Genomic DNA, 24,410 nt, shown 5'->3' with positions numbered 1-24,410 from the left:
GTTCCTTACTTCTTCTGGACTTTCTTGTCCGCGGGGTGCCCCTTGAACGTGCGCGTGAGCGCAAATTCGCCGAGCTTGTGGCCGACCATCTGGTCGGTGATGTACACGGGCACGTGCTGCTTGCCGTTGTGCACGGCAATGGTCAGGCCGATGAACTCGGGCAGGACCATCGAGCGACGCGACCAGGTCTTGATCGGCTTCTTGTCCTTGGTCGTCACGGCCTTGTCGGCCTTGGCCACGAGGTGGTGGTCGACGAACGGACCCTTTTTGAGAGAGCGAGTCATGTGCTAACCCTTACTTCTTGCGACGCGACACGATGAAGACTTGCGTGCGCTTGTTGTTACGGGTGCGATAACCCTTGGTCAGATTGCCCCATGGGTCGACAGGATGACGGCCTTCGCCGGTCTTGCCTTCGCCGCCACCGTGCGGGTGGTCGACCGGGTTCATCACCACGCCGCGAACGGTCGGGCGGATACCCATCCAGCGCTTCACACCGGCCTTGCCGAGCTGGCGCAGGCTGTGTTCTTCGTTGGCGACTTCACCGATGGTCGCGCGGCATTCGACGTGCACGCGGCGCACTTCACCCGAGCGCATGCGGACCTGGGCGTAGACGCCTTCGCGGGCCAGCAGCGTTGCGGACGTACCCGCCGAGCGAGCGATCTGCGCGCCCTTGCCGGGTTGCAGTTCGATGCAGTGGATGGTCGAGCCGACCGGGATGTTGCGGATCGGCAGCGTGTTGCCGGCGCGGATCGGGGCTTCCGAACCGCTCAGCAGCGTTGCACCGGCTTCAAGACCGCGCGGGGCGATGATGTAGCGGCGTTCGCCGTCGGCATAGCACACGAGCGCGATGTGGGCGGTGCGGTTCGGGTCGTACTCGATGCGTTCGACCTTGGCCGGGATGCCGTCCTTGTTGCGCACGAAGTCCACCACGCGGTAGTGGTGCTTGTGGCCACCACCCTTGTGACGGGTCGTGATGTGACCGTTGTTGTTGCGGCCGGCCTTCTGGAATTGCGGTTCCAGCAGGGGGGCGTGAGGAGCACCCTTGTACAGGTGGTCCCGCGAGATCTTCACCGCGCCGCGTTGGCCCGGCGAAGTGGGTTTCATCTTGATGACGGCCATGATTAAGCGCCTTCCCCGACGAGGTTGAGCTCTTGACCAGCCTTCAGCGTGACATAGGCCTTGCGAACGTTGTCGCGGCGACCCATGGACTTGCCGAAGCGCTTGGACTTGCCCTTGGTATTGAGCACCGACACGCCCTTGACTTCGACCTTGAACATCAGTTCAACAGCGGCCTTGATCTCAGGCTTGGTGGCGTCCTGCAGCACCTTGAAGGTGACGGCATTGGACTTCTCGCCGACCATCGTGGCCTTTTCGGACACGACCGGGGCGACCAGCACGTTCATCAGGCGACCTTCGTCGAACTGACGCTGCTTGGGCGTAGGGTTCATGCGGCTCATGCGAACATCTCCTTGAGCTTGTCGACCGCACCCTTGGTGACCAGCACCTTCTTGTAGTGGACCAGCGACACCGGATCGGCGTAGCGCGGTTCGACCACGAGCACGTTGACGAGATTGCGCGAGGCCAGGTACAGGTTCTCGTCGACTTCTTCGGCGATCACGAGCACGGACTCGAGGTTCATCGCCTTGAACTTGGCGGCCAGCGCCTTGGTCTTGGGCGAATCGACGGTCAACGAATCGACCACGGCCAGACGGCCTTCGCGAGCGAGCTGCGAGAAGATCGACGCCATGCCGGCGCGGTACATCTTCTTGTTGATCTTCTGCGAGAAGTTTTCGTCAGGCATGTTCGGGAAGATCCGGCCACCCCCGCGCCACAGCGGCGAGGACGTCATACCGGCACGGGCGCGGCCCGTTCCCTTTTGCTTGAAAGGCTTCTTGGTCGAGTGCTTGACCTGCTCGCGGTCCTTCTGGGCGCGCGTGCCTTGGCGGGCGTTGGCCTGGAATGCGACGACGATCTGGTGAACCAGGTCTTCGTTGTAGTCACGGCCGAACACGGTCTCGGGGGCGTCGTACTTCGACGCGGCCTGGCCTTGTTCGTTCAGGAGTTCGAGTTCCATTACTTGGCTCCTTCAGCGGCTTGCGGCTTGGCCTTGACGGCCGGACGCACGGTGACGAAGCCACCCTTCGAGCCGGGGATCGCGCCCTTGATCAGGAGCAGCTGACGTGCTTCGTCGATGCGGATCACGTCGAGGTTCTGGGTCGTCACGGTGACGTCGCCGAGGTGGCCCGTCATGCGCTTGCCGGGGAACACGCGACCGGGATCCTGCGCCATGCCGATCGAGCCGGGGACATTGTGCGAACGGCTGTTACCGTGCGATGCCCGCTGCGACGACATGTTGTGGCGCTTGATGGTGCCAGCGTAGCCCTTGCCGATCGAGGTGCCTTGCACGTCGACCTTCTGGCCCACCGCGAACACGCTGGCCGCGGCAATGACGCCACCGGCCTTGTGCTGACCGGCCGTATCGGCGGTCACGCGGAATTCCTGGATGATTTCACCGGCTTCGACACCCGCCTTGGCGAGGTGGCCTGCTGCCGGCTTGGTCACGCGCGATGCTTTGCGCGAACCGAACGTCACTTGCAGGGCGACGTAGCCATCGGTCTCTTGGGTTTTGATCTGGGTCACGCGGTTGTTGGACACATCCACCACCGTGACAGGAACTGCGTCCCCGTCATCGGTGAAGAGACGCATCATCCCCACCTTGCGGCCCAGCAACCCGAGGGAGTTGCTCAGACTCATTTGTTTTCTCCAAAAATGGAAGTCCTCGCCCGCCGCTGCCACTTCAATTGGCGACAGCGTTGGACCTCTTCACGCTTCGGCGTTTTCACGCCTGACGCTGCAAAGCCCACGAACGAGGGTTGATAAAGTTCCGCCACCAAGTGCGTCCAAATTGAACGCAAGTTAGGCAGAGCCGAAGATTATAGCCCGCAAAGCGCGATCGGCGCAAGCAGGCGCCTGGGCGGGGGCCCAGGCGCCTATTTGACCTGCATCGGCAGGATCTTTTCGCCGTCGGCGGAGCGCTTGAGATCCTGGCTGGCCGGCAGGGCGGCCGATGGCTTGCCCACCGGCACCGGCACCGAGGTCGCGCTCGTCGCGCCGCCCTGGGTGGTGAAGACGTTCAGGTAGCCGAGGCCGTCTGCGGCCGGCACCACCTGCACTGTCCAGGTGCTCGTCTGCGCCGTCGGCAGGCTGCGGGTCGATTCGGTGCCCACGAGCGACAGGCCGCCCTGGGTCGACAGCCGGACCGAGGCGCCGGCCGGATCGGTGATGCCATCGAAGCTGAGCAGCACCGACACGGGTCGGCCCACCTCGGGCGTGCCGTCGACCCGGTACTGCACCCCGACGCCGGCGCCACTGCCCTTCATCGGCGCGGTCACCATCGCGGCGCCGGCTGCGCTCGCCACCTGAGCAGCGGTCAGGGCCAGGGCACAGGCCAGGGCGGCGGCGATTCTCACTGGATGCTGACGTTGAAACATGAGTTGGCCGAGGAGTTGTTGTAGTCGTTGATCACCAGAACGTTGTCGCCGGCCCGCAAGCCGACAACTTTGGTTTCGCTGGCGCCGAATCCCATGGATTCGTCGATCAGGCCGCCGGCATAGACCGCGAAGTCCGGGTCGGCCGCCGGCGGACCGGAGACCGTGATGGTGTGGCTGCTGGCGCTCGGCAACGAGAACCGGAGGTAGACGTAGCTGCCGAGCTTGTTTCCGGCACCGGCCGCGTTGGTCACGCAGGCGACCGTCGTGCCGCCTACCGTCGCCGGCTGGTACAGCGGCAGCACGCCGGACATGCCGCCGTTGTTCAGCTCGGCAGCGCCGAAGGGGTCGTTGGGCGCGGCGCTGATCTGCGCTTCGGCCAGCAAGCCGGCCAGGGCCGAGGCACTGCCCGGAGCGGCGGTGCCGAAAGCCGCCGTGAAGGGATGGATGGAAGTCACGGCCACGCCATTCTTGAACGCCGCGCTGGTCAGCGTGTCGTTGATCGGCTTGAAGCCGACCTGGCTGTTCAGGCGCCACAGGATCGAATGAATGGATCCTTCGCGGAACCATCCGGGACCCGCGGCGCCGTCGCTCGCCAGGTCGATGTTGAGGCCGGGCCCCTGGCCCGGGCCGACCGAGTCGGTGTAGTTGCTGCGCGCCAGGGCGATGCCGGACCAGGCGTTGCCCCAGCCTTCCGAGAAGGCGACGCGCCGGTCGAGCCGGTCGGTGGTGGCATGGCTGCCGCCCGGAGAGTCGTCGCGGCTGAAGGCCGACTGGTAGTAGTGGCCCCATTCATGGGCGACCACCGAAGCATCGTATTCGTCGGTGTCGACACCTTCCTTGCCCAGCACATAGATGGCGCGGCCGTTGCTGTCCATGCTGAACGACGTCGTGCCGATCTGCCCGAGCGCGGCATTGCCGGCGGCCGGGACGTTGTTGGCGCTCCAGTAGACGCGCAGCGGCGGGAACACCGTGGCAGGCGCAACCGAGAGCATCTTCGCCTGCGCCGTGTAGACGGTGTCGAGCACCGCGAAGGGCGCCGCGACCCGCGTCGAGGCATAGCGGGTTCCGTCCCAGCCCGACGGCGCCTGGATGTCCCGCGTGCCCGCCGCGACGCCGGTGGAGAAGGCCTGCGTCTCGAGCGCATGGATGGCGTCGGATTGCGTGTTGTCGCGCACCGTCACGTTCCAGCTCGGGCCGGACCCGTCCTGGACCATCTGCGCCTTGATCCGCACGAAAATCTGGGTACTCGAAGGCAGGGACACCGAATAGGCGCCGTTGGCGTCGGTGTTGGCGGTCGCGATCACAGCCGAAGTGGCACTGTTGACGATGTCGACGCTGGCGCCGCGGATCGGCTTGGGCGTGCTGGCCGCGTAGAGCAGGGCGCCGTTGACATTGGGAATGGACACGTAGGTTGCCGTGCCGCTCAGTGTCACGGTGGTCGCGCCGGGAACACCGGCCACTGACGCGAAGCCGGACCCGCCGCCGCCTCCGCCACCACCGCCACACGCGCCCACCAGCAAGATTCCCAGCGACCCCACGCCGCGCCAAAACCACGTTCCCTGCATTTACTTGTACCTATCACCAAAGTCCGGCGACGATGTGCCGTGCGCCGAGAATGCCAGCAGACGGCCTAAAAACAAAGCCCGCTCGCACTGCTGCGAGCGGGCTTTACCTGAAGCAACGAGGCGTTACTGCAGCTTGATCTCGACGTCGACGCCGGCCGGCAGGTCGAGCTTCATCAGCGCGTCCACGGTCTTGTCGGTCGGGTCGACGATGTCCATCAGGCGCTGGTGCGTGCGGATCTCGAACTGGTCGCGGCTGGTCTTGTTGACGTGCGGCGAACGCAGGATGTCGAAACGCTTCATGCGGGTCGGCAGGGGCACCGGGCCCTTGACGATCGCGCCGGTGCGCTTGGCGGTATCGACGATCTCGGCTGCCGACTGGTCGATCAGCTTGTAGTCGAACGCCTTCAGGCGGATGCGGATTTTTTGCTTGGTAGCCATGGTGATTCCTTCGCTGCTTCGAATCAGATGTCGAGGATCTTTGCCACGACGCCCGAACCCACGGTGCGGCCGCCTTCACGGATGGCGAAGCGCAGGCCTTCTTCCATCGCGATCGGGTTGATCAGCTTGACCGTGATCGACACGTTGTCGCCCGGCATGACCATTTCCTTGTCCTTCGGCAGCTCGATCGCGCCCGTGACGTCGGTCGTGCGGAAGTAGAACTGCGGACGGTAGTTGTTGAAGAACGGCGTGTGACGGCCGCCTTCGTCCTTCGACAGAACGTACACCTCGGCGGTGAAGTGCGTGTGCGGCTTGATCGAGCCCGGCTTGCACAGGACTTGGCCACGCTCGACTTCTTCGCGCTTCGTGCCGCGCAGCAGCACGCCCACGTTGTCGCCCGCTTGACCTTGGTCCAGCAGCTTGCGGAACATTTCCACGCCGGTGCAGGTGGTCTTGACCGTCGGGCGGATGCCCACGATTTCGATTTCTTCACCGACCTTGATCACGCCGCGTTCGACCGCGCCCGTCACCACCGTGCCACGGCCCGAGATCGAGAACACGTCTTCGACCGGCATCAGGAAGGTACCGTCCACGGCGCGCTCGGGCGTCGGGATGTAGGTGTCCAGCGCTTCGGCCAGCTTCATGATGGCTTGTTCGCCCAGGGGACCCTTGTCGCCTTCGAGAGCGAGCTTGGCCGAGCCATGGATGATCGGGGTGTCGTCGCCAGGGAACTCGTACTTGTCGAGGAGTTCGCGAACTTCCATTTCGACCAGCTCGAGCAGTTCGGCGTCGTCGACCATGTCGCACTTGTTCAGGAACACGATGATGTAGCCCACACCCACCTGGCGCGCCAGCAGGATGTGCTCGCGGGTCTGGGGCATCGGGCCGTCAGCGGCCGAGCACACCAGGATCGCGCCGTCCATCTGGGCGGCGCCGGTGATCATGTTCTTCACGTAGTCGGCGTGGCCGGGGCAGTCGACGTGTGCGTAGTGGCGGTTGGCCGTTTCGTACTCGACGTGCGCGGTGTTGATCGTGATGCCGCGTGCCTTTTCTTCAGGAGCCGCGTCGATCTGGTCGTAGGCCTTCGCTTCGCCGCCGAACTTGGCCGACAGCACGGTGGCGATCGCCGCCGTCAGCGTCGTCTTGCCATGGTCCACGTGACCGATCGTGCCCACGTTGACGTGCGGCTTCGTGCGGGTGAATTTTCCTTTTGCCATTTTCTATCCTTGAAAGAGCATTGCCCGTGTGAGGTTTAACGTCTGCACCCTGTTGCTGCTTCTCTCGCCACGGGCAACGAGAGGCACAGGGTCGCAGACAGATCGGGATTACTTCGAGCGCGAGGCCACGATGGCTTCGGCCACGTTGCGCGGTGCTTCGGAGTAGTGCTTGAATTCCATCGTGTACGTGGCGCGGCCTTGCGTGGCCGAGCGCAGCGTGGTCGAGTAGCCGAACATTTCCGACAGCGGGACTTCAGCCTTGATGAGCTTGCCGCCGCCGATCATGTCGTCCATGCCCTGCACCATGCCGCGACGCGACGAGAGGTCGCCCATCACGTTGCCGGCGTAGTCTTCGGGCGTTTCGACTTCCACGGCCATCATCGGCTCGAGGATCACCGGCGAAGCCTTGCGGGCGCCTTCCTTGAAACCGAAGATCGCGGCCATCTTGAAGGCCATTTCGTTCGAGTCCACGTCGTGGTACGAACCGAAGTGCAGCGTGACCTTGACGTCGACGACCGGGTAGCCGGCCAGCACGCCTTGCGTCAGCGCTTCGATCACGCCCTTTTCGACCGCCGGGATGTACTCGCGCGGCACCACGCCGCCCTTGATCGCGTCGACGAACTCGAAGCCCTTGCCGGCTTCGTTCGGCTCGAGCTTGAGCACCACGTGGCCGTACTGGCCCTTGCCGCCCGACTGGCGAACGAACTTGCCTTCGGCATCTTCGACCGTCTTGCGGATGGTTTCGCGGTAGGCCACCTGCGGCTTGCCGACGTTGGCTTCGACGCCGAACTCGCGCTTCATGCGGTCGACGATGATTTCGAGGTGAAGCTCGCCCATGCCGGAGATGATGGTCTGGCCGGATTCTTCGTCCGAACGCACGCGGAACGACGGATCTTCGGAAGCCAGGCGCTGCAGCGCGATGCCCATCTTTTCCTGGTCGGCCTTGGTCTTCGGCTCGACGGCCTGCGAGATCACGGGCTCGGGGAATTCCATGCGCTCGAGCGTGATGATCGCGTCGGGGTCGCACAGCGTTTCGCCGGTCGTGACGTCCTTCAGGCCCACGCAGGCGGCGATGTCGCCGGCGCGGATTTCGTCGATTTCAAGGCGCTCGTTGGCGTGCATCTGCACGATACGGCCGATGCGTTCCTTCTTGCCCTTGACCGGGTTGTAGACGGTGTCGCCCTTGCTCAGCACGCCCGAATAGACGCGCACGAAGGTCAACTGGCCGACGTAGGGGTCGGTCATGAGCTTGAATGCCAGCGCCGAGAACTTCTCCTCGTCGGCGGGCTTGCGGCTGGTTTCCTTCTCGTCGTCGTCGGTGCCTTCGACCGGCGGGATGTCCATCGGCGAGGGCATCAGCTCGATCACGGCGTCGAGCATGCGCTGCACGCCCTTGTTCTTGAACGCGCTGCCGCACATCATCGGCTGGATCTCGCCGGCGATGGTGCGGGTGCGCAGGCCGAACGTGATCTCTGCCTCGGTGAGGTCGCCCTCTTCGAGGTACTTGTTCATGAGCTCTTCCGAAGCTTCGGCAGCGCTCTCGACCATCTTCTCGCGCCATTCCTTGGCGGACTCGAGCAGTTCGGCCGGGATTTCGCGGTAGTCGAACTTCATGCCTTGCGAGGCTTCATCCCAGTAGATGGCCTTCATCTTGCGAAGGTCGACCACGCCCTGGAACTTGTCTTCGGCACCGATCGGGATCACGATCGGCACGGGGTTGGCCTTCAGGCGGTCGACCATCATCTGGCGCACGCGGAAGAAGTTGGCGCCGACGCGGTCCATCTTGTTGACGAACGCGAGGCGGGGCACCTGGTACTTGTTGGCCTGGCGCCAGACGGTTTCGGACTGGGGCTGCACGCCGCCGACCGAGTCGTACACCATCACGGCGCCGTCGAGCACGCGCATCGAGCGCTCGACTTCAATCGTGAAGTCCACGTGGCCCGGGGTGTCGATGATGTTGATGCGGTGCTCGGGCATCGAGTGGTCCATGCCCTTCCAGAAGCAGGTCACGGCCGCCGAGGTGATCGTGATGCCGCGCTCTTGTTCCTGCTCCATCCAGTCGGTGGTCGCGGCGCCGTCATGCACCTCGCCCAGCTTGTGGGTCACGCCGGTGTAGAACAGGATGCGTTCGGTCGTGGTCGTTTTGCCGGCGTCGATGTGCGCCGAGATACCGATATTGCGGTAGCGCTCGATGGGGGTCTTGCGTGCCATGAAATTTACTCCGTTAACGGATGAAAGCCCGCCCACCGCTCTCGGTGGGTCGGGCTTCCAGCCTGTCTGATTTGGGGGGACGAGCTCTTAGAAGCGGAAGTGGCTGAAGGCCTTGTTGGCCTCGGCCATGCGGTGCACTTCATCGCGCTTCTTCATGGCGCCGCCACGGCCTTCCGTGGCTTCCATGAGTTCGTTGGCCAGACGCAGGGCCATCGACTTTTCGCCGCGCTTGCGAGCGGCTTCCTTGATCCAGCGCATCGACAGCGCCAGACGACGGACCGGGCGGACTTCGACCGGCACCTGGTAGTTCGCGCCACCGACGCGGCGCGACTTCACTTCGACCATCGGCTTCACGTTGTTGATGGCGATGGTGAAAGCTTCCAGCGGGTCCTTGCCCGGGTTCTTCTTCTCGATCTGGTCGAGCGCACCATAGATGATGCGCTCGGCAACAGCCTTCTTGCCGCCTTCCATGATCACGTTCATGAACTTCGACAGCTCGACATTGCCGTACTTGGGATCCGGCAGGATTTCACGTTTGGGGACTTCGCGACGACGTGGCATTTTTCTAACCTCTTTGCTTCAGTTGGCGCCTTTGCAGGCACCGCGAGAGCCAACAAGAACTCTCACTTACTCGACCCAATATCGGGTCACTTCGTTCGATGCGCCGGCCAGGGCACCCGAACACCGCTGAATGAATTGCAGAAAGCCTTAGGCCTTCTTGGGACGCTTCGCGCCGTACTTGGAACGCGACTGCTTGCGGTCTTTCACGCCTTGCAAGTCGAGCGAACCGCGCACGATGTGGTAGCGAACACCGGGCAAGTCCTTGACACGACCGCCGCGAACCAGCACGACGCTGTGTTCCTGCAGGTTGTGGCCTTCGCCGCCGATGTAGGAAATGACTTCGAAGCCGTTGGTCAGGCGCACCTTGGCGACCTTTCGCAGCGCCGAGTTCGGCTTTTTCGGGGTCGTGGTGTAGACCCGGGTGCAGACACCGCGACGTTGCGGCGAGTTCTGCATGGCAGGGCTCTTCGAATTGATCTTTTCGACCGTCCGACCCTGACGCACCAGTTGATTGATGGTTGGCATGAATGAATAAGTCCCAAAACTGCCCCGAAGGCCCTAGGCGTGAACCGGCCGGACGGGGAAACGACCAAGAATTGGTCGAAAACGTGAATCCCTTCGGAATTTCCGAAAAGCCCACGAGTATACAACACTCGCCGCCAGGTTGGGCCAACTTTATGAGCCCGACCCGGTGCTACTTGATCCAGAGCCGGACGGCGTCCCAGGCGCGGCCGAGGACACCGGCCTGCTGCACCGCATCCAGCGCCACCAGCGGCACCTCGGTCACGGGCTCCTCGCCCAGCGTGATCTTCAGCGCGCCGATCGGCTGGAACTTGGTGAAGGGCGCGACCAGCGGGTCGGGGCGCACCACCTGGGTCTTGATCTTGCTGGCCGAGCCGGCGGGGACGGCGACCACGATGGCCTCGGGCCGGCCCAGCTTGACGGTGTTCTCCTTGCCCTTCCAGACCGCCGGCGTCGCCACGGCCTGGTTGGCCTCGAACAGGCGGACCGCGTCGAAGGCCGTGTAGCCCCAGTTCAGGAGCTTCTGCGACTCGTTGGCGCGCACGTTCTCGCTGGACGCACCGAGCACGATCGACAGCAGGCGGCGGCCGCCCGTCAGGTTCGGGAAATCGCGCTTGGCGGTGACGATCATGCAGTAGCCGGCCGCCTGGGTGTGGCCGGTCTTCAGGCCGTCGACGGTCGGGTCGCGGAACAGCAGCAGGTTGCGGTTGGTGTCGTTGGTCGACGGCGTGCCGGGAAAGCGGTACTTCTTGATCGCGTAGTAGTGCACGAACTCGGGGAAGTCGCGCATCAGGCGCGTCGCCAGGATGCTCAGGTCGCGCGCCGTGGTGGTGTGGCCCGGTTCGGTCAGGCCCTCCGGATTCTTGTAGGTCGTGTTCTTCATGCCGAGCGCCTTGGCCTGCTCGTTCATGAGTTCGACGAAATGCTCGACCGTGCCGCCCACGCCTTCGGCCAGGGCCACCGTGGCGTCGTTGCCCGACTGCACGATCAGGCCCTTGATCAGGTCCTCGACCGGCACCTGCATCTTGGGATCGATGAACATCCGCGAGCCGGGCATCTTCCAGGCCCGGGTGCTGACCGGCAGGGTCTGCGTCAGGGTGATCTTCTTGGCGCGCAGGGCGTCGAACACCAGGTAGGCCGACATCAGCTTGGTCAGCGAGGCCGGTTCGACCTGGCTGTCGATGTCCTTCTGCGCCAGCATCTGGTTGGCCGTGATGTCCATGAGCAGGAAGCTGCGGGCGGCGATCTCGGGCGGCGACGGGACCTGGGCCCCGGCGGCAAGGCAGAAAGATGCGGCTGCGGCCACGGCGAACGCGCGCAGCGCTTCGACGAAACGATTCATGGGGGAGCGAGAAGACGGAAAAGACTAGCCCGCGCGCAGATGGCGGACCACGAGATTCTTGAGGAGGGGCAATTGTCCGTGAAAGAAATGGCCGCCTCCGGGGACGACTGTGACAGGAAGTGACTGCGGGCGGGCCCAGTCCATCACCGCGGCCAGCGGGACCGTGTCGTCGTGCTCGCCGTGCACCACCAGCGCGCGCTCGTGGGCTTCCAGGGGCAGCGTCGCGACCGAGAAGCGTGCCGCCGCGGTGCCGATCAGCACCACATGGCGGATGTCGCGCACGGCCCAGAGTTTTTCGATCGCGCAGCTGGCGACGAAGGCGCCGAAGGAAAAGCCGGCGATCGCCAGCGGCCCCTCGGGCGCCAGCTGTTCGACCACCGCGCGCATGTCCTCGCATTCGCCGCGCCCTTCATCGTGCACGCCCTCGCTGGCACCGACGCCGCGGAAGTTGAAACGCACGGCGGTCCAGCCGCAGGCGACGAAGGCGCGCGCCAGCGTCTGCACCACCTTGTTGTCCATGGTGCCGCCGAACAGCGGATGCGGATGCGCGATCACGGCCACGCCGAGCGCCGGCGTGCCTTGCGCGGCGCGGTCGCGCAGCACGTCGATGGTGCCGGCCGCGCCCTTGATCTGGATCTTCTCGGTCTGGGAATTCATGGGCACCGACCCTCAGCGGCCGACATCGGGCGGCAGCAGCAGGCGCTCGACCACCTGGCCGTTCTTCAGGTGCGATTCGACGATCTCGTCGATGTCGTCGGCATCGAAGAAGGTGTACCAGACCGCCTCCGGATAGACCACGGCGACCGGTCCGCCCGCGCAGCGGTCGAGGCAGCCGGCCTTGTTGACCCGGACTTTGCCGGGCCCGGCCAGTCCAGCCTCCCTCACGCGCGATTTGCAGCGGTCGAAGCCGGCCTGCGCCTCGTGCTTGGAGCAGGAGTCCTCGTCGCCCTTGCGTTCGTTCAGGCAGAAGAAGATGTGGCGGCCGTAGTAGCCCGCCGGCGTGGGAATGCTGGAACTCGACATCGGCTCATTCTATTGAGCCGGCGCCGCCGGCGCCCTGCGCGACAGCACGGCCAGCACGTAAGCAAGGGTTGCAAAAGGCCAGACCCAGCCCAGCCATTGGGCCAGGCCGTGGAAGCGGATGAAACGCCCCTGCTCCCAGGTCGCCAGCGTCTGCGCAAAGTAGGCGCTCTCGGGCGCCTGGTTCAACAGGCTCAGGTGCACCACCAGCGCGATGAGCAGCAGGGCCGCGCAGAAGCGCCGGGGCGCGCCCAGCAGCAGCACGCCGATGAACAATGCCGCCGCGATCCCGATCTGCACCGGCAGGCTGAGCCAGGCCCAGGCGTGCGGCGGACCGTAGCTCAGCGCCGCCGACAAGGCCGAAGCCGCCACCCCCGCCAGCAGGATCGTCGGCAGCAGGATCGCGCGCCGGGCGACCGAACGGGTGACCAGGAAGCCCAGCAGGCAGGGCACCAGCGCGCCCAGCATGACGCAAAGCAGTTCGACCCCCGGCACCAGCGGCTCGAGTTCGAACTCGCGCACCGGCATCCAGTCGATGAAGGGCGTGTCGACCAGCCAGTCGGCGATGCCGGCCTCGAGCCGTTCGAACACCTGGCCCAGTCCGAAGCTCACGGCCGCCGGGAAGAGCAGCGCGATCGGCCACAGGGCCAGCAGCACCAGGCCGCCGCGCGAATCGTCGACGAACCAGTTGGAGCGCGTCCGGTGCCAGTGCGCCACCGCGCCCAGCCGTTCGAGCACGGCCGCCAGCACCGCGCCCGCGAGTGCGCCGGCGATGTTGAGCCCGAGGTCGACGTTGGAAGGGATGCGCGCAGGCAGGTAGCTTTGCAGCGTTTCCATGGCGAACGCGATCGCCGCCCCGACCGCGGTGGCGCGCAGCACGGCGTGCACGACGCCGACCGCCGGACGGTTGCGAATCACCGCGATCGCGGCCAGGAAGCCCAGCGGCATGTAGCCGACGACATTGATGCCCAGGTCGAAGGCGGTCCAGTACTTGGGCCAGGGCGCCGCCAGGTAGGCCCAGGGCGCGATCCCCTGGTCGCGCCAGTCGGCGAAGGGATAAAGGCTGGCGTAGACGATCAGGGCCGCATAGGCGAGCGCCAGGGGCAAGGCGATGGACTTGTGCTGGGTGGCCACCGCATTCAAAACGGCTTGACCACCACGAGCACCACGATCGCGAGCAGCAGCAGCACCGGCAGCTCGTTGAACCAGCGGTAGAAGCGATGGCTGCGGCGATCGGTGCCGGCCACGAAGCGGCGCAGCAGCACGCCGCAACCGTGGTGATAGCCGATCGCCACCAGCACCAGGGCCAGCTTGGCATGCATCCAGCCGTTGCCCGGCCCGCGCCCGATGCCATAGCCGAGCCAGAGCCAGAGCCCGAAGCCGAGCGCCGGCAGCGCCAGGAAGGTGGTGAAGCGGAAGAGCTTGCGCGCCATCAGGAGCAGGCGACTGCGTTCGGCGACCGATTCGGGGGCGACCATCGCCAGGTTGACGAAGATGCGCGGCAGATAGAACAGCCCGGCGAACCAGCTGGCGATGAAGACGATGTGCAGCGATTTGACCCAGAGCATGGCGGCAGTTTAGTGGTCGCGTCCACGCCGCGAGCGCGCGGTCGCTGCGCTGGCGGACGCGCAAAAAAAAGCCCGACGTCAAAACGTCGGGCTTGGGAAGCCCTTTTGCTGTCACACATCAAGGCACCCGCTCAGGGAGGAAAAGCGGGGAGCGGCAAGCCGCCCAAGACAGAATTTAACAAAGGCAAAACAACCTATCAAGCAACGGAGCCGTTTTTTTGAACTAATGGTTAAAACCCCTAGTACTAACGGATTGGTTACTCTTCGAAGACCACGCCGGGCCCGTTCCGGCAGCAGCACACTCTTGGGGCACAATTTTCGACATGACCATCCACGCCCCCTTTCCCGCGGGTCGGCCGCGCCGGCTGCGCCGGGACGCGTTCACGCGCAACCTGGTACGTGAGCATTCGCTCTCTGCCCATGACCTGATCTATCCCGTGTTCGTCCAGGAGGGCGAGAAGCGCCGCGACGCCGTGGCTTCGATGCCGGGGGTGGAAAGGCTGAGTCTCGACCTGCTGCTGCCGGTCGCGGAACAGTGCGTGGCGCTCGGCATTCCGGTGATGGCGCTGTTCCCCGTCATCGATGCCGGGCTCAAGACGCCGGCCGGCGACGAAGCCTTCAACCCCGACGGGCTGATTCCTCGCGTGGTGGCCGCGCTCAAGTCGCGCTTTCCCGAACTCGGCGTGATGACCGACGTGGCGCTGGACCCCTACACCAGCCACGGCCAGGACGGGCTGCTCGACGACAGCGGCTACATCCTCAACGACCCGACGGTCGAGGTGCTGGTCAGGCAGGCGCTGGCGCAGTCGCGCGCCGGCGTCGACATCGTGGCGCCGAGCGACATGATGGACGGCCGGATCGGCGCGATCCGCAGCGCGCTCGAAGCGCGCGGAGACGTCCATACGCGCATCATGGCCTACAGCGCCAAGTACGCGAGCGCGTTCTACGGCCCGTTCCGCGACGCGGTCGGCTCGTCCGCCAACCTCGGCAAGAGCAACAAGAAGGTCTACCAGATGGACCCTGGCAACAGCGACGAAGCGCTGCGCGAGGTCGGGATCGACATCGCCGAGGGCGCCGACATGGTGATGGTGAAGCCCGGCATGCCCTATCTGGACATCGTGCGGCGGGTGAAGGACGAGTTCCGGGTGCCGACCTTCGCCTACCAGGTCAGCGGCGAATACGCGATGCTGAAGGCGGCGGCGCAGAACGGCTGGCTGGACCACGACGCCGTGATGCTCGAGAGCCTGCTGGCCTTCAAGCGCGCCGGGGCCGACGGCATCCTCACCTATTTCGCGCTGGACGCCGCCAAGCTGTTGAATGCGTGAGACCTTGCGGGACAGACAAGAACTAAAGGAATCTCGCGCCCTATGCGCATCTTCAAGATCGACGGCCCCCAGGTCTCCGAGCACGACGCCCTGGCGCCGATGGCGGCGCCAGGCGCCTGCGAGCGCGGCTACCTGTGGCTTTCGCTGACCCGCGCGGAGCTCCAGGCCTCGCTGGCGCAGGTGCAGGAAGTCCTGCAGTCGCTCTGCGGCACGCTGCTGCTCGACCTGCACGTGAGCGACCTGCTCAACGACCAGCTGCCCTCGCGCTACGACTACACCTCTCAGTACGACCTGCTGGTGTTCCGGCGGCTGGCCGCATCCAACGGCAAGGGGCCGCATCCCAAGGCCGAAGGCCCCGCCCGCGGCGGTCCGAGCGTGCTGCGCCGGGTCGACACCCGGCCCGTGGGCTTCGCGGTCTTCGACCGGGTGCTGCTGTCGGTCCATCCCGAGGACGGCACGGTGCGCGACGCCTTCGCCGCCAAGCTGCTCGCCGCCGCGGCGCCGGGCGAGCGCGGCCGCAGCGCCGACCCGGCGCTCGACGTGCGCGCGGTCTCTTCGAGAATCCCCTCGGGCCCGTCGGACCTCATGCTGCGCGTGATCAACCAGATCGTCGACGCCTACCTCGACCTGCGGCGCGACCTGACCCGCCAGCTCGACCACTGGCAGGCCGAGCTGATCGACCCGCACAGCCGCTTCACCAACTGGAGCGCGCTGATGGAATCCCGCCAGTCGCTCTACCACCTGGACGAAATCTGCGAGGACCAGCGCGGGGCGATCCAGGACTGGATCGATTCGCTCGAGACCCAGCCCACGCCGACCGGCGCCGCCGAGCAACGCGAGCGGGAACTCGTCATGGTGCGCAGCCGCGACGTGCTCGAGCACATCGAGCGCGTGGTGCATCACGTGCGCCGCCTCGAGCAGAACGCCGAGACCGCGGTCCAGATGCATTTCAGCGTCCAGGGCCACCGCGCCAACGACATCATGCGGGTGCTGACCGCGCTGACCGCGGTGTTCCTGCCGCTGAACCTGATCGCCGGCATCTTCGGCATGAACTTCGAGTTCATCCCGCTGGTGCACAAGGCCGACGGTTTCTGGATCGCCATGGGGTCGATGGGGGTGATTGCGGCGATCCTGATCGTCGTCTTCTGGCGCAAGCGCTACCTGGCCCGCACCCGCTGACCCGCTCCCCCAATGAAAAAGCCGGAAGGCGCTCGCGCACCTTCCGGCTTCCTTTCGGGCAGCGCCCGGCTTACTTGGCCGTGGCGGCGCCGTCCTTCTGGGCTTGCACGCGCGGTTCGGCCTTGTTCATGGTCGAGATCACGCGGCTGTTGACGCGCGAACCGCCGACCACGTTCTGGTCGGGTGCGTTGGCGGTGGCGATGGCCTGGGCGCGCACGGCTTCCGGGTTGGCGACCGAGTTGAAAGGCTCGGCGCCGCGCGAACCGCGGGTCACGTTCTGGTTCGGCGCCGAGGCGGTACGGACGGCTTCGGCGTTAACTTCGTCGCGGCTCTTGGCCGAAACGCTGCTGTGGACGCCGTCATAGCTTTCGGCATGGGCGCCAGCGGCTGCGAGGAGGGAGAGTGCGGCAGCGGCGAGGATGCGGGAGGTCTTCATGTCAGTTCCTTTGATTTCTTCGGAGTTGGTTTCGAACCAGGCTCGCGGTCGCTGGCCTGTGCGAGCGAGTGTCGAACGAAAACCCTAGGGGAAAACACCGAGAAAAGAGACACCGCGTTTCCTGGAGCGAAACAATGAGCTTTCCCACAGCCCGTAAAGAAGAAGCCGGCCCGCGCTTTCGCGCGGCCGGCTCTTCGTGCCGCAAGACCCGGATCAGAGGCCGGCGCGCTGCGTCACCGGGCGGGCGATGTTGTACTGCGCGGGCACCACGCTGTTCACGAACGCCTTGCGGTCCAGGTTCTGGTTGGCTTCATGGGCGGTGGCGACGGCTTGCGAGCGGATCACCGAACGGTCGGCCGAGGCGGTCAGCGCCGGGGCGACGCGCGAGGACACGCCTTCTGCGTAGGGGTTCTCGCTGCGGGCAGCGGCCACGGCCTGGGCGTTGACTTCGGCCCGGCTCTGGGTCGAGACCGGAGCGTGCACGCCTTCGTAGGTCTCGGCCTGGGCACCGGCGGCGGCCAGGATCGAGAGGGCGGCGGCGGCGATGATCTTCGAGGTCTTCATTGGGATGTCCTTTGGTTGTCTGGTGAGGAGGCTCAGTGGGATAGAGTTTGCCTCGGATTTCTAGGTAAAAACCCTAGGAAAAAGAACCAAGGTGTTCATCAAATGGAAACAATGGAGTGCCATGGACGGTCTGGAACTGCTCAAAACCTTTCGTGAAGTTGCCTTGCGCGGCAGCTTCTCCCGCGCCGCCAACTCGCTCGGGATGTCCAAGGCCAACGCCAGCAAGTACGTGGCGCTGCTCGAGACCCGCTTCGGCGTCCGCCTCCTGAACCGCTCCACGCGCTCGGTCAGCCTGACCGACGCCGGCCACCTGCTGCTGGAGCGCAGCAAGCCCTTGCTGGAGATGATCGAGCGGACCGAATCGGAGTTGCAGGGGCACGCCGGACACCCGCGCGGACGGCTGCGCGTCACGGCACCGCACGGGCTGGGCCAGAGCAGTTTCGCGGGCCTGATCGGCGAGTTCATGATCACCTACCCCGACGTGCACGTGAGCCTGCACCTGAGCAACCGGGTGATCGACCTGGTCGAGGAAGGGGTCGACGTGGCCTTGCGGCTGGGCCGCATCCGCGACGAGAACGTGATCGTGCGCCGGCTGCGCCTGATGGACCTGGCCCTGTGCGCGACGCCGGCCTACTGGGCCCGGCGCGGCATGCCGAAGAAGCCCGACGACATGCGCCGGCACGATGTCCTGACGTACTCGCTGGCGGGCGGCGGGCCGCAACTGCCGTTCGAGGTCGACGGCCAGCCCTACAGCGTGCCGGTCACCAGCCGCATGGACGCCAACGACGCGGCGCCGCTGGTCGGGGTGGCGCTGGCCGGGCTGGGGGCGGTCTGCGTGCCGATGATCATGGCGCAGTCGCACATCGAGCGTGGCGCGCTGGTGCCGGTGCTGAGGGAGTTCATGCCGCGCGACCTGTGGCTGTATGCGGCTTATTCGCAGCGCCGCCACAACAGCGCGGCGCTGCGGGCCCTGCTGGACTTTCTCGAGGCGCGGGTGCGGGACCCCGAGCCGGTCAGTTGATTCCGAACAGCGCCGCCGCGTTGCCCCAGGCAACGCGCTGGGCGACCTCCGGCGGCAGGTCGCCCAGCCACGCGCGGTAGCCGCGCATGATCTCGTCGTAGGCGCTCCAGCGCTGGTTCACCCAGGTGTCGGAGCCCACCAGGAAGCGTCCCGGGTACTTGAGGATCAGCGCGCGCCATTCGGGGCACAGCTTGCCGCCTTCGCAGGTGAGCCCCGGCCGGTACGACAGCTCGCCCATCAGCTGCGGGTAGCGCTCCAGCAGCGCCTGGACCCGCTCGATCGAGGGGCCGCCGATGCCGGTGTGGGCCCAGATCAGGCGCAGCGCCCTGCCCTGGGACGGCGCATGCGCCATCAGCAGGTCGATCGCCCTGTCGTCCACGTGCGCGAGCACCGCGAGCTGCTTCTGGTCGGCGAGCGCGATCAGCTTCCTGGCCACCGGCCCGTTCGCATTGGCGCTGTCGTAGAGGTGGAACTCGCCCAGCCCCTTGTAGGGCCCGCTGGCGGTGCCGCGGGCCAGTTCGGCCAGCACCATCTCGTAGATGGTGTCGTCGCGGAACCAGTTGTCGTAGTCGTCGCGATTGCGGTAGAGCCGCACGAAGGGCACCACTGCCACGCCGGCATCGCGCGCTTCGCGGGCGGCCGCGAGCGTCTGCGTGCCGGCGTTGGGGCGCGAGTTGGCGACGATCGCCTTGACGCCGTTGCGCTGCATCCGCGCCAGCGCTTCGGCCGGCGGATAGGGCCCGGTGTTGCCGTCCCAGGCCTCCTGGTTGTAGTGCAGGTGGGTGTCGAACAGCGGGCCGGCGTAGTCGGCCGACCAGGCAAGGGGCATCGCGGCCAGCGCGCTCAGCGCGGCAGCGACGATGCGCCGGCGAACGGCCGCCACGGCGCCCGGCTCAGCCGACGTGCTTGCCGAAGAAGGCCAGCGTGCGCTCCTTGGCGAGCTTGGCGGCCGCCGCGTCGTAGGAACCGCGCTGGTCGCAGTTGAAGCCGTGGCCGCATTCGTAGACATGGACCTCGACCTCCGGGTGCGCCTTCTTGAAGGCATCGACCGTATCGAGCGGAATCCAGTGGTCGTTGTTGCCGAAATGGACCAGCACCGGCACCTTGGGCTGGCGCGCGCTTTCTTCCGGCGTCGTCATGCCGCCGCCGTAATAGGGCGCGGCCGCCGCCAGGCCCGACACCTCGGCCGCCGCCCGCCAGGTCAGGAGCCCGCCCCAGCAGTAGCCCACGATGCCGACCTTGCCGGCGCGCGCCGCGTAGTCGACCGCGGCCTGGATATCCTGCAGCACGCCCGGCGCCGGCAGCGCCTCGACCGCGGTCTTGAGCGCGAAGCCGGCTTTCATGTCGTCATCGGTGTAACCCAGTTCGACGCCCTGCTTCACGCGGTGGAAGGTGGCCGGCGCGACCGCCAGGTAGCCCTCGGCCGCGTAGCCGTCGGCCACCGAGCGGATGTGCGAATTGACGCCGAAGATCTCCTGCACCACGACCACCGCGCCCCTGGGCTTGCCCGCCGGTTCGGCGACGTAGGCGGGAAAGGTGAAACCGTCTTTGGCGGTGAGATCGATAACTTGACCCATGGTCATGCTCCTTGGTGAATTGGTTGTTGCTTCAATGCGCGTTCGACGAAATCGAGCCGGTCCTGGCCCCAGAAGATCTCGCCGTCGATCACGTAGCTCGGGGCGCCGAAGACCTTGCAGTCGATGGCCTGCTGGGTGTAGTCCTCGTAGCGCTCCTGCACGGTCTGGCTCTGGGCCTGGTCGCAGCGGCGGGCGTCGAGCCCGCATTCTGCCGCCAACGCCTCGAGCACCTTCGGGTCGGCAATGTTGCGCTCCTGGACCCAGACCGCCGCGAACACCGCGCCGCACAGTTTCATCGCGGCCTCGTTGCCGTCGCGCAGGTCGGCCGCGATGATGAGGCGCGCGGCATCGTCGCTGGCGACCGGGAAGAACTTGGGCTTGGGATTGAGTTCGATGTCGAGGTGCTTCGAGAAGCGGGCCAGGTCGACCAGGCGATAGGCCTGCCGCTGCGGCGCCCGCTTGCCGAGCGGCAGGCCGCCCGAAACCGGGAACACGGCGCCGAAGTCGATCGGCCGCACGCGCACCGTGGCGCCCGCGGCTTTGGCGATGGCGGCGAAGCGCGCGTGCCCGAGGTAGGTCCAGGGGCTTTGCGGCGTGAAGTAGTAGTCGATGGTGCGGCTCAAGAGCGTCTCCTCGATGATGTAATCCGACCCGGACGGTTTTAACTGAGGCACGGCTTTCGTGCAGGAGGTGGGATTTGGACCAGGTTCTCCTGATTACCGGCGGCAGCCGCGGGATCGGCGCCGCGACGGCGCTGCAGGCGGCGCGGCGCGGCTGGGCGGTGGCGGTCAACTACGCCAGCAACTCGCTGGCCGCCGACGAGGTGGTGCGCAGCATCCGCGCCGCCGGCGGCACCGCGATCACGGTCCAGGCCGATGTCGGCGACGAGGCCCAGGTGCTGGCGATGTTCGAGAAGGTCGACGCCAAGCTGGGGCGCCTCACGGGGCTGGTCAACAACGCCGGCGTGGTCGACATGCAGGCCCGGGTCGACGAGATCGGCGTGGCGCGGCTCGAGCGCATGCTGCGCATCAACGTCATCGGCAGCTTCGTCTGCGCCCGCGAGGCGGTCCGGCGCATGAGCACCAGGCACGGCGGCAGCGGCGGCGCGATCGTCAATCTGTCGAGCGCGGCCGCGCGGCTCGGCTCGCCCGGCCAGTACGTGGACTACGCCGCCAGCAAGGGCGCGATCGAGAGCTTCACGGTCGGACTGGCCAAGGAGGTGGCCGGCGAAGGCATCCGCGTCAACGCGGTGCGCCCGGGCCTGATCGACACCGAGATCCACGCCTCCGGCGGCCTGCCCGACCGCGCCTTCCAGCTGGCCTCGACCGTGCCCATGAAGCGCACCGGCACGGCCGATGAAGTGGCCAGCGGCATCATCTGGCTGCTCTCTGCCGAGGCCGGCTACGTCACGGGCACCTTCCTCGACGTCACGGGCGGACGCTGATGGCGACACCCACGATGGACCTGATCAAGCCGCTGATCACGCTGCTGGCCATCGTGAATCCGCTGGCGATCGTGCCTTTCTTCATCCACTACACGCAAGGCTGCACCGACCACCAGCGCAAGCGCACGGCCTGGGTGTCGGCCTTCAGCGCCTTCGTGGTGATCGCGGTCAGCGCCCTGCTGGGGCTGCAGCTGCTGTCCTTCTTCGGCATCTCGATCGCGAGCTTCCAGGTCGGCGGCGGCATGCTGCTGCTGATCAGCTCGCTGGCGATGCTGAACGCCGAGCCGGCCGAGTCGAAGACCAACAAGGACGAGATCCGCGCCACCGAGGTGAAGGCCTCGCTCGGCGCCTCGATCGCGGTGGTGCCGCTGACGATCCCGCTGCTGACCGGCCCGGCCACTATGTCGACGGTGGTCATCTTCGCCGACCGCACGCAGCATGTCTGGGAGCTGGCGATCCTGGTCGGCTACGGCATCGTGATCGGCCTGGCGACCGGCGTCACCTTCTCGCTGGCCGAGCCGATCGCGCGCGTGCTCGGCAAGACCGGCATCAACGTCATGACGCGCCTGATGGGGCTGATCCTCGCGGCGCTGGCGGTCGAGGTGATGGCCGACGGACTGGGCACCCTGTTCCCGGTGCTGCACCGGGGGAATTGAAACACCCCCCGAAGCGCCTGCGGCGCTTCCCCCCTCGAGGGGGGCGATACCAGCGGCCTGGCGAAGCCAGATCCGCGGAATCCCTGGCCTTGGCCGCGCCGGTTTCACAGGTCGTGGTCCCGCACCGCGCGGTGGAGCACTGAAACACTACAGCGCGACCAGCCGCGGCGTGATCGCGTCGCCCTCGATGCGCAGTTCGGCGACCGAGATCGGCAGCTTGAAGCGGCGCGGACCGGCGCTGCCCGGATTGAGGTAGAGCACCGGGCCGCGCTGCTCGGCCAGCGGGCGGTGCGAATGGCCGCTGACCACGACGCGGATGCCTGCGGCGACCGGGTCGATGCGCAGCTGCGCCAAGTCGTGGATCGCGAACAGCCGCAGGCCACCCACTTCCAGCAGCGCCGTGTCCGGCACGCCATCGGCCCAGGCGGCGCCGTCGTTGTTGCCGCGGACCACGGTCAGCGGCGCGATCGCCGACAGGGCGTCGAGGATCTCGGGCCCGCCGATGTCGCCGCCATGCACGATCCGGTCGCTGCCCTGCAGGAAGGCCAGCGCCTCGGGCCGCAGCAGCCCGTGGGTGTCGGAGATCACGCCGATGCGCATGCGGTCGCCGACGGCTCGGGGTTCAGCGGGCCTGGTCGACCCAGGCCACCAGCTCGGCCACCACCGCATCGCTGGATGCGGCCAGCGCCTTGACGCCGCCGGGCCCGTCCTGCGTCGGCGCCGGCTTGCGCGCGGTGAAGCTGCGCTGCGCCAGCACTTTGTCGCCGCCAGGCTGGCTGCGGGTCAGCGTGGCGCTCACGCGCACCAGGCCGACGCTGCGGTCGGGCGCCTCGAAGTACTGGCTGAACTCCTCGAGCGTGACGCGCAAGGTGTCGGGCAGCCGGCCCTCGGTACGGGCGATGGTGGCGCTCTCCTCCGGGCCGAGCACCGTGTGGCCGGCCGAGAGCGCCTCGCGCAGGCGCTGGCGCAGCAGCTGCGCCGGCGGCTGGCTCCAGCGCGACTGGCCGTAGGGCCGCAGCTCGTTCGAATCCGCATAGCCAAGCCGGTACAGCAGCTGGGTGCCGTCGAGCCGCGAGTTGGCATCGACCTCGGCCAGCGCGATCATCGGCAGCGCGCGCGGCGCCGCCGCTCCCGCGGTCGCGGTCGGCGTGCTGCCGGGGCCGAAATCGTAGAGGGCGGCGCGCGCCGGCTTGTCGGGCAGTGCGCCGCAACCCGCCAGCAGCAGCGCGGCGGCCAGGCCGGCGAGGGAGTGCTTGAGAGCGTTCATTGACATCATGGAATGGGCCTTCACGGACTTGCAGAGGCCGCCGGCGCAGAGAAGCCGGCTTCGCCGGGACCTGCGACCACGCCGCCGTTGCCGAACAGCAGCGACTGCGGGTTGTCGCTGATGCCGTCGGCCGCGCGGCCGAGGCGGCGCACCGCGCGCGAGGTGTCGTCGGCGACCCGGTTCACGCGCGGCAGCGTCGCGTTGTTGAACGAATCGACCGCCTGCGACAGCGCCTTGGTGCCGTCGCCGAGGCGGTCGAGCGGACCGTCCTTGGCGTTCAGGCGGGTCACGGTGCCGTTGAGGTTGTTGGATACGCGCGAGACATCCGTGGCCGCGCCCTTGACCGCGACCATGGTCTCGCGCGTGCGGTCGATCAGCGGCGGCAGCGCCTTGAGCGCCGGATTGAGCCCGGTCTTGACCGTGTTGTCGAGCGACTTCGTGAGCTGGTTGGCGCCCGCCGCGGCGGCCGAGATGTTCTCGAGCGCGTCGGCGATGCGCTTCTGGTTGTCGTCGCCGAGCACCGCGTTGACCCGCTTGGTGACCTCTTCGACGCGGCCGATGATGATTTCGCCGCGGTCCTGCAGCTGGGCCAGCAGCGAAGGCTTGAGCGGGATGCGCGGCGGATTGTCGTTGTCGGGCACCAGCGAGACCTGCGACTCGCCCTTGTCGTCGAGCGCGATGAAGGCCAGGCCCGTCACGCCCTGGTAGCTCAGTGTCGCGAAGGTCGAGGTGGTGAGCGGCACCTTCTCGTCGACCGAGATGCGCACCCGCACATTGCCCTTCACCTTGGGATCGAAGTCGATCGAGCTGACCCGGCCGACCGCGATGCCGCGGTAGCGCACCATCGCCTGCGGCTGCAGGCCGCTCACCGCGTCGCGGGTCGAAAGCTCGTAGATGTTGCGCACGGTGCTGTCGCGCGTGAGCCAGACCACCAGCGCGATCAGCACCGCGACCAGGCCGAGCACGAAGGCTCCGGCGGCGAGGGCATGGGACTTGTTTTCCATGG

The 24,410-nt window shown here is 66.6% G+C and carries 30 protein-coding genes; 5 read left to right on the top strand and 25 right to left on the bottom strand.

The genetic code is table 11. The annotated features are described in order from the left end of the window. Nucleotides 1-5: 5 nt before the first annotated feature. The 17 genes from rpsS to QTI45_RS06565 form a co-directional block, all read right to left on the bottom strand. On the bottom strand, nt 6-284 hold the full coding sequence (gene rpsS, locus QTI45_RS06645) for a 30S ribosomal protein S19 (protein ID WP_007838132.1): 279 nt from the start codon (nt 282-284) through the stop codon (nt 6-8). Nucleotides 285-294: 10 nt separating this feature from the next. After that, nucleotides 295-1,119, bottom strand: a complete 825-nt coding sequence (gene rplB, locus QTI45_RS06640; RefSeq protein WP_286370947.1) for a 50S ribosomal protein L2 — start codon at nt 1,117-1,119, stop codon at nt 295-297. A 2-nt stretch (nt 1,120-1,121) separates the two neighbouring features. After that, nucleotides 1,122-1,448 (bottom strand): 50S ribosomal protein L23, encoded by a 327-nt coding sequence (gene rplW / locus QTI45_RS06635; RefSeq protein ID WP_286371177.1) that lies wholly within the window; start codon nt 1,446-1,448, stop codon nt 1,122-1,124. Between the two features lie 5 nt (nt 1,449-1,453). Further along, entirely contained in the window at nt 1,454-2,074 is a 621-nt protein-coding gene (rplD, locus tag QTI45_RS06630) for a 50S ribosomal protein L4 (protein ID WP_286370946.1), read from the bottom strand. Next, nucleotides 2,074-2,754: a 50S ribosomal protein L3 gene (rplC, locus tag QTI45_RS06625; RefSeq protein ID WP_286370945.1), complete on the bottom strand. Its 681-nt coding sequence runs from the start codon at nt 2,752-2,754 to the stop codon at nt 2,074-2,076. The genes rplD and rplC overlap by 1 nt, the downstream gene beginning before the upstream one ends. A 236-nt stretch (nt 2,755-2,990) precedes the next feature. After that, nucleotides 2,991-3,470 (bottom strand): hypothetical protein, encoded by a 480-nt coding sequence (locus tag QTI45_RS06620; protein WP_286653837.1) that lies wholly within the window; start codon nt 3,468-3,470, stop codon nt 2,991-2,993. Further along, complete coding sequence (locus QTI45_RS06615) at nt 3,467-4,897, bottom strand: hypothetical protein (protein ID WP_286653836.1); 1,431 nt, start codon at nt 4,895-4,897, stop codon at nt 3,467-3,469. Before QTI45_RS06615 ends, QTI45_RS06620 begins: the two co-directional genes overlap by 4 nt. 282 nt (nt 4,898-5,179) lie before the next feature. Continuing rightward, complete coding sequence (gene rpsJ, locus QTI45_RS06610) at nt 5,180-5,494, bottom strand: 30S ribosomal protein S10 (RefSeq protein WP_028250951.1); 315 nt, start codon at nt 5,492-5,494, stop codon at nt 5,180-5,182. 23 nt (nt 5,495-5,517) lie between these two features. Beyond that, a complete protein-coding gene (tuf, locus tag QTI45_RS06605) occupies nt 5,518-6,711 on the bottom strand; it encodes an elongation factor Tu (protein WP_286370942.1) in 1,194 nt (397 codons plus the stop codon). A gap of 108 nt (nt 6,712-6,819) precedes the next feature. Further along, the gene (gene fusA / locus QTI45_RS06600; RefSeq protein ID WP_286370941.1) at nt 6,820-8,922 is read right to left on the bottom strand and encodes an elongation factor G; all 2,103 of its coding nucleotides are present in this window, start codon (nt 8,920-8,922) and stop codon (nt 6,820-6,822) included. A gap of 87 nt (nt 8,923-9,009) precedes the next feature. Beyond that, the gene (gene rpsG / locus QTI45_RS06595) at nt 9,010-9,483 is read right to left on the bottom strand and encodes a 30S ribosomal protein S7 (RefSeq protein ID WP_077002363.1); all 474 of its coding nucleotides are present in this window, start codon (nt 9,481-9,483) and stop codon (nt 9,010-9,012) included. A gap of 147 nt (nt 9,484-9,630) precedes the next feature. Beyond that, a complete protein-coding gene (rpsL, locus tag QTI45_RS06590; RefSeq protein WP_013543948.1) occupies nt 9,631-10,008 on the bottom strand; it encodes a 30S ribosomal protein S12 in 378 nt (125 codons plus the stop codon). 169 nt (nt 10,009-10,177) lie between these two features. Further along, nucleotides 10,178-11,347, bottom strand: coding sequence for a D-alanyl-D-alanine carboxypeptidase family protein (locus QTI45_RS06585; RefSeq protein WP_286370940.1), 1,170 nt, complete (start codon nt 11,345-11,347; stop codon nt 10,178-10,180). A 24-nt stretch (nt 11,348-11,371) separates the two neighbouring features. Further along, nucleotides 11,372-12,004 (bottom strand): alpha/beta hydrolase, encoded by a 633-nt coding sequence (locus QTI45_RS06580; RefSeq protein ID WP_286370939.1) that lies wholly within the window; start codon nt 12,002-12,004, stop codon nt 11,372-11,374. A 12-nt stretch (nt 12,005-12,016) separates the two neighbouring features. Continuing rightward, nucleotides 12,017-12,370 (bottom strand): (2Fe-2S) ferredoxin domain-containing protein, encoded by a 354-nt coding sequence (locus QTI45_RS06575; RefSeq protein WP_286370938.1) that lies wholly within the window; start codon nt 12,368-12,370, stop codon nt 12,017-12,019. A gap of 9 nt (nt 12,371-12,379) precedes the next feature. Beyond that, complete coding sequence (locus QTI45_RS06570) at nt 12,380-13,501, bottom strand: VanZ family protein (RefSeq protein ID WP_286370937.1); 1,122 nt, start codon at nt 13,499-13,501, stop codon at nt 12,380-12,382. Nucleotides 13,502-13,506: 5 nt separating this feature from the next. Next, entirely contained in the window at nt 13,507-13,935 is a 429-nt protein-coding gene (locus tag QTI45_RS06565; protein ID WP_286653835.1) for a CopD family protein, read from the bottom strand. 323 nt (nt 13,936-14,258) lie between these two features. Between QTI45_RS06565 and hemB the strand changes: the two genes are divergently transcribed. Then, the gene (gene hemB / locus QTI45_RS06560; protein ID WP_286653834.1) at nt 14,259-15,260 is read left to right on the top strand and encodes a porphobilinogen synthase; all 1,002 of its coding nucleotides are present in this window, start codon (nt 14,259-14,261) and stop codon (nt 15,258-15,260) included. Between the two features lie 42 nt (nt 15,261-15,302). Next, the gene (locus tag QTI45_RS06555; RefSeq protein WP_286653833.1) at nt 15,303-16,439 is read left to right on the top strand and encodes a magnesium transporter CorA family protein; all 1,137 of its coding nucleotides are present in this window, start codon (nt 15,303-15,305) and stop codon (nt 16,437-16,439) included. A 70-nt stretch (nt 16,440-16,509) separates the two neighbouring features. Here the strand turns inward: QTI45_RS06555 and QTI45_RS06550 are convergent, their stop codons facing one another. Both QTI45_RS06550 and QTI45_RS06545 read right to left on the bottom strand, forming a co-directional pair. After that, on the bottom strand, nt 16,510-16,875 hold the full coding sequence (locus QTI45_RS06550) for a DUF4148 domain-containing protein (protein ID WP_286370933.1): 366 nt from the start codon (nt 16,873-16,875) through the stop codon (nt 16,510-16,512). Between the two features lie 213 nt (nt 16,876-17,088). After that, nucleotides 17,089-17,439, bottom strand: a complete 351-nt coding sequence (locus tag QTI45_RS06545) for an alpha/beta hydrolase (RefSeq protein WP_286370932.1) — start codon at nt 17,437-17,439, stop codon at nt 17,089-17,091. Between the two features lie 121 nt (nt 17,440-17,560). On the opposite strand from QTI45_RS06545, the gene QTI45_RS06540 reads away from it, so the two are divergent. Beyond that, complete coding sequence (locus QTI45_RS06540; protein WP_286653832.1) at nt 17,561-18,460, top strand: LysR family transcriptional regulator; 900 nt, start codon at nt 17,561-17,563, stop codon at nt 18,458-18,460. Here the strand turns inward: QTI45_RS06540 and QTI45_RS06535 are convergent. The 3 genes from QTI45_RS06535 to QTI45_RS06525 form a co-directional block, all read right to left on the bottom strand. After that, nucleotides 18,453-19,289: an amidohydrolase family protein gene (locus QTI45_RS06535; protein ID WP_286654304.1), complete on the bottom strand. Its 837-nt coding sequence runs from the start codon at nt 19,287-19,289 to the stop codon at nt 18,453-18,455. The two genes, QTI45_RS06540 and QTI45_RS06535, sit on opposite strands and share 8 nt — an antisense overlap. A gap of 64 nt (nt 19,290-19,353) precedes the next feature. Further along, the gene (locus tag QTI45_RS06530; RefSeq protein WP_286653831.1) at nt 19,354-20,037 is read right to left on the bottom strand and encodes a dienelactone hydrolase family protein; all 684 of its coding nucleotides are present in this window, start codon (nt 20,035-20,037) and stop codon (nt 19,354-19,356) included. 2 nt (nt 20,038-20,039) lie between these two features. Then, a complete protein-coding gene (locus tag QTI45_RS06525) occupies nt 20,040-20,660 on the bottom strand; it encodes a 2-hydroxychromene-2-carboxylate isomerase (protein WP_286653830.1) in 621 nt (206 codons plus the stop codon). Between the two features lie 74 nt (nt 20,661-20,734). Between QTI45_RS06525 and QTI45_RS06520 the strand changes: the two genes are divergently transcribed. Together QTI45_RS06520 and QTI45_RS06515 are read left to right on the top strand one after the other, a co-directional pair. Beyond that, on the top strand, nt 20,735-21,481 hold the full coding sequence (locus QTI45_RS06520; protein ID WP_286370928.1) for an SDR family oxidoreductase: 747 nt from the start codon (nt 20,735-20,737) through the stop codon (nt 21,479-21,481). Between the two features lie 14 nt (nt 21,482-21,495). Beyond that, nucleotides 21,496-22,137, top strand: a complete 642-nt coding sequence (locus QTI45_RS06515) for a MarC family protein (RefSeq protein ID WP_286371175.1) — start codon at nt 21,496-21,498, stop codon at nt 22,135-22,137. 147 nt (nt 22,138-22,284) lie between these two features. Here the strand turns inward: QTI45_RS06515 and QTI45_RS06510 are convergent, their stop codons facing one another. From QTI45_RS06510 to QTI45_RS06500, 3 genes are read right to left on the bottom strand one after another with little or no spacing between them, the layout of a single operon-like run. Beyond that, nucleotides 22,285-22,737 carry a metallophosphoesterase family protein gene (locus QTI45_RS06510; RefSeq protein ID WP_286653829.1) on the bottom strand — a complete coding sequence of 151 codons (453 nt, stop codon included), beginning with the start codon at nt 22,735-22,737 and terminating at the stop codon, nt 22,285-22,287. A gap of 22 nt (nt 22,738-22,759) precedes the next feature. After that, complete coding sequence (locus QTI45_RS06505) at nt 22,760-23,404, bottom strand: ABC-type transport auxiliary lipoprotein family protein (protein WP_286653828.1); 645 nt, start codon at nt 23,402-23,404, stop codon at nt 22,760-22,762. A gap of 20 nt (nt 23,405-23,424) precedes the next feature. Continuing rightward, on the bottom strand, nt 23,425-24,408 hold the full coding sequence (locus tag QTI45_RS06500) for an MlaD family protein (RefSeq protein ID WP_286653827.1): 984 nt from the start codon (nt 24,406-24,408) through the stop codon (nt 23,425-23,427). Between the last annotated feature and the right edge of the window lie 2 nt (nt 24,409-24,410).

This window comes from Variovorax saccharolyticus (assembly GCF_030316765.1).
In the GTDB taxonomy this organism is placed as follows: domain Bacteria; phylum Pseudomonadota; class Gammaproteobacteria; order Burkholderiales; family Burkholderiaceae_C; genus Variovorax; species Variovorax saccharolyticus.
Note: the sequence above shows the minus strand (reverse complement) of the source record. Positions and strands in the feature narration are given on the sequence as shown.

Coding starts and splice junctions, on each gene's coding strand:
- QTI45_RS06535 (WP_286654304.1), bottom strand. CDS start 19,289: ATGCCCCTTGCCTGGTCGGCCGACTACGCCGGCCCGCTGTTCGACACC.
- QTI45_RS06545 (WP_286370932.1), bottom strand. CDS start 17,439: ATGAAGACCTCGAAGATCATCGCCGCCGCCGCCCTCTCGATCCTGGCC.
- rpsJ (WP_028250951.1), bottom strand. CDS start 5,494: ATGGCTACCAAGCAAAAAATCCGCATCCGCCTGAAGGCGTTCGACTAC.
- rplD (WP_286370946.1), bottom strand. CDS start 2,074: ATGGAACTCGAACTCCTGAACGAACAAGGCCAGGCCGCGTCGAAGTAC.
- QTI45_RS06555 (WP_286653833.1), top strand. CDS start 15,303: ATGCGCATCTTCAAGATCGACGGCCCCCAGGTCTCCGAGCACGACGCC.
- QTI45_RS06565 (WP_286653835.1), bottom strand. CDS start 13,935: ATGCTCTGGGTCAAATCGCTGCACATCGTCTTCATCGCCAGCTGGTTC.
- QTI45_RS06510 (WP_286653829.1), bottom strand. CDS start 22,737: ATGCGCATCGGCGTGATCTCCGACACCCACGGGCTGCTGCGGCCCGAG.
- rplB (WP_286370947.1), bottom strand. CDS start 1,119: ATGGCCGTCATCAAGATGAAACCCACTTCGCCGGGCCAACGCGGCGCG.
- QTI45_RS06550 (WP_286370933.1), bottom strand. CDS start 16,875: ATGAAGACCTCCCGCATCCTCGCCGCTGCCGCACTCTCCCTCCTCGCA.
- rplC (WP_286370945.1), bottom strand. CDS start 2,754: ATGAGTCTGAGCAACTCCCTCGGGTTGCTGGGCCGCAAGGTGGGGATG.
- tuf (WP_286370942.1), bottom strand. CDS start 6,711: ATGGCAAAAGGAAAATTCACCCGCACGAAGCCGCACGTCAACGTGGGC.
- QTI45_RS06585 (WP_286370940.1), bottom strand. CDS start 11,347: ATGAATCGTTTCGTCGAAGCGCTGCGCGCGTTCGCCGTGGCCGCAGCC.
- QTI45_RS06505 (WP_286653828.1), bottom strand. CDS start 23,404: ATGAACGCTCTCAAGCACTCCCTCGCCGGCCTGGCCGCCGCGCTGCTG.
- hemB (WP_286653834.1), top strand. CDS start 14,259: ATGACCATCCACGCCCCCTTTCCCGCGGGTCGGCCGCGCCGGCTGCGC.
- QTI45_RS06580 (WP_286370939.1), bottom strand. CDS start 12,004: ATGAATTCCCAGACCGAGAAGATCCAGATCAAGGGCGCGGCCGGCACC.
- rpsS (WP_007838132.1), bottom strand. CDS start 284: ATGACTCGCTCTCTCAAAAAGGGTCCGTTCGTCGACCACCACCTCGTG.
- rplW (WP_286371177.1), bottom strand. CDS start 1,448: ATGAACCCTACGCCCAAGCAGCGTCAGTTCGACGAAGGTCGCCTGATG.
- fusA (WP_286370941.1), bottom strand. CDS start 8,922: ATGGCACGCAAGACCCCCATCGAGCGCTACCGCAATATCGGTATCTCG.
- QTI45_RS06575 (WP_286370938.1), bottom strand. CDS start 12,370: ATGTCGAGTTCCAGCATTCCCACGCCGGCGGGCTACTACGGCCGCCAC.
- QTI45_RS06530 (WP_286653831.1), bottom strand. CDS start 20,037: ATGGGTCAAGTTATCGATCTCACCGCCAAAGACGGTTTCACCTTTCCC.
- QTI45_RS06540 (WP_286653832.1), top strand. CDS start 17,561: ATGGACGGTCTGGAACTGCTCAAAACCTTTCGTGAAGTTGCCTTGCGC.
- QTI45_RS06500 (WP_286653827.1), bottom strand. CDS start 24,408: ATGGAAAACAAGTCCCATGCCCTCGCCGCCGGAGCCTTCGTGCTCGGC.
- QTI45_RS06515 (WP_286371175.1), top strand. CDS start 21,496: ATGGACCTGATCAAGCCGCTGATCACGCTGCTGGCCATCGTGAATCCG.
- rpsG (WP_077002363.1), bottom strand. CDS start 9,483: ATGCCACGTCGTCGCGAAGTCCCCAAACGTGAAATCCTGCCGGATCCC.
- rpsL (WP_013543948.1), bottom strand. CDS start 10,008: ATGCCAACCATCAATCAACTGGTGCGTCAGGGTCGGACGGTCGAAAAG.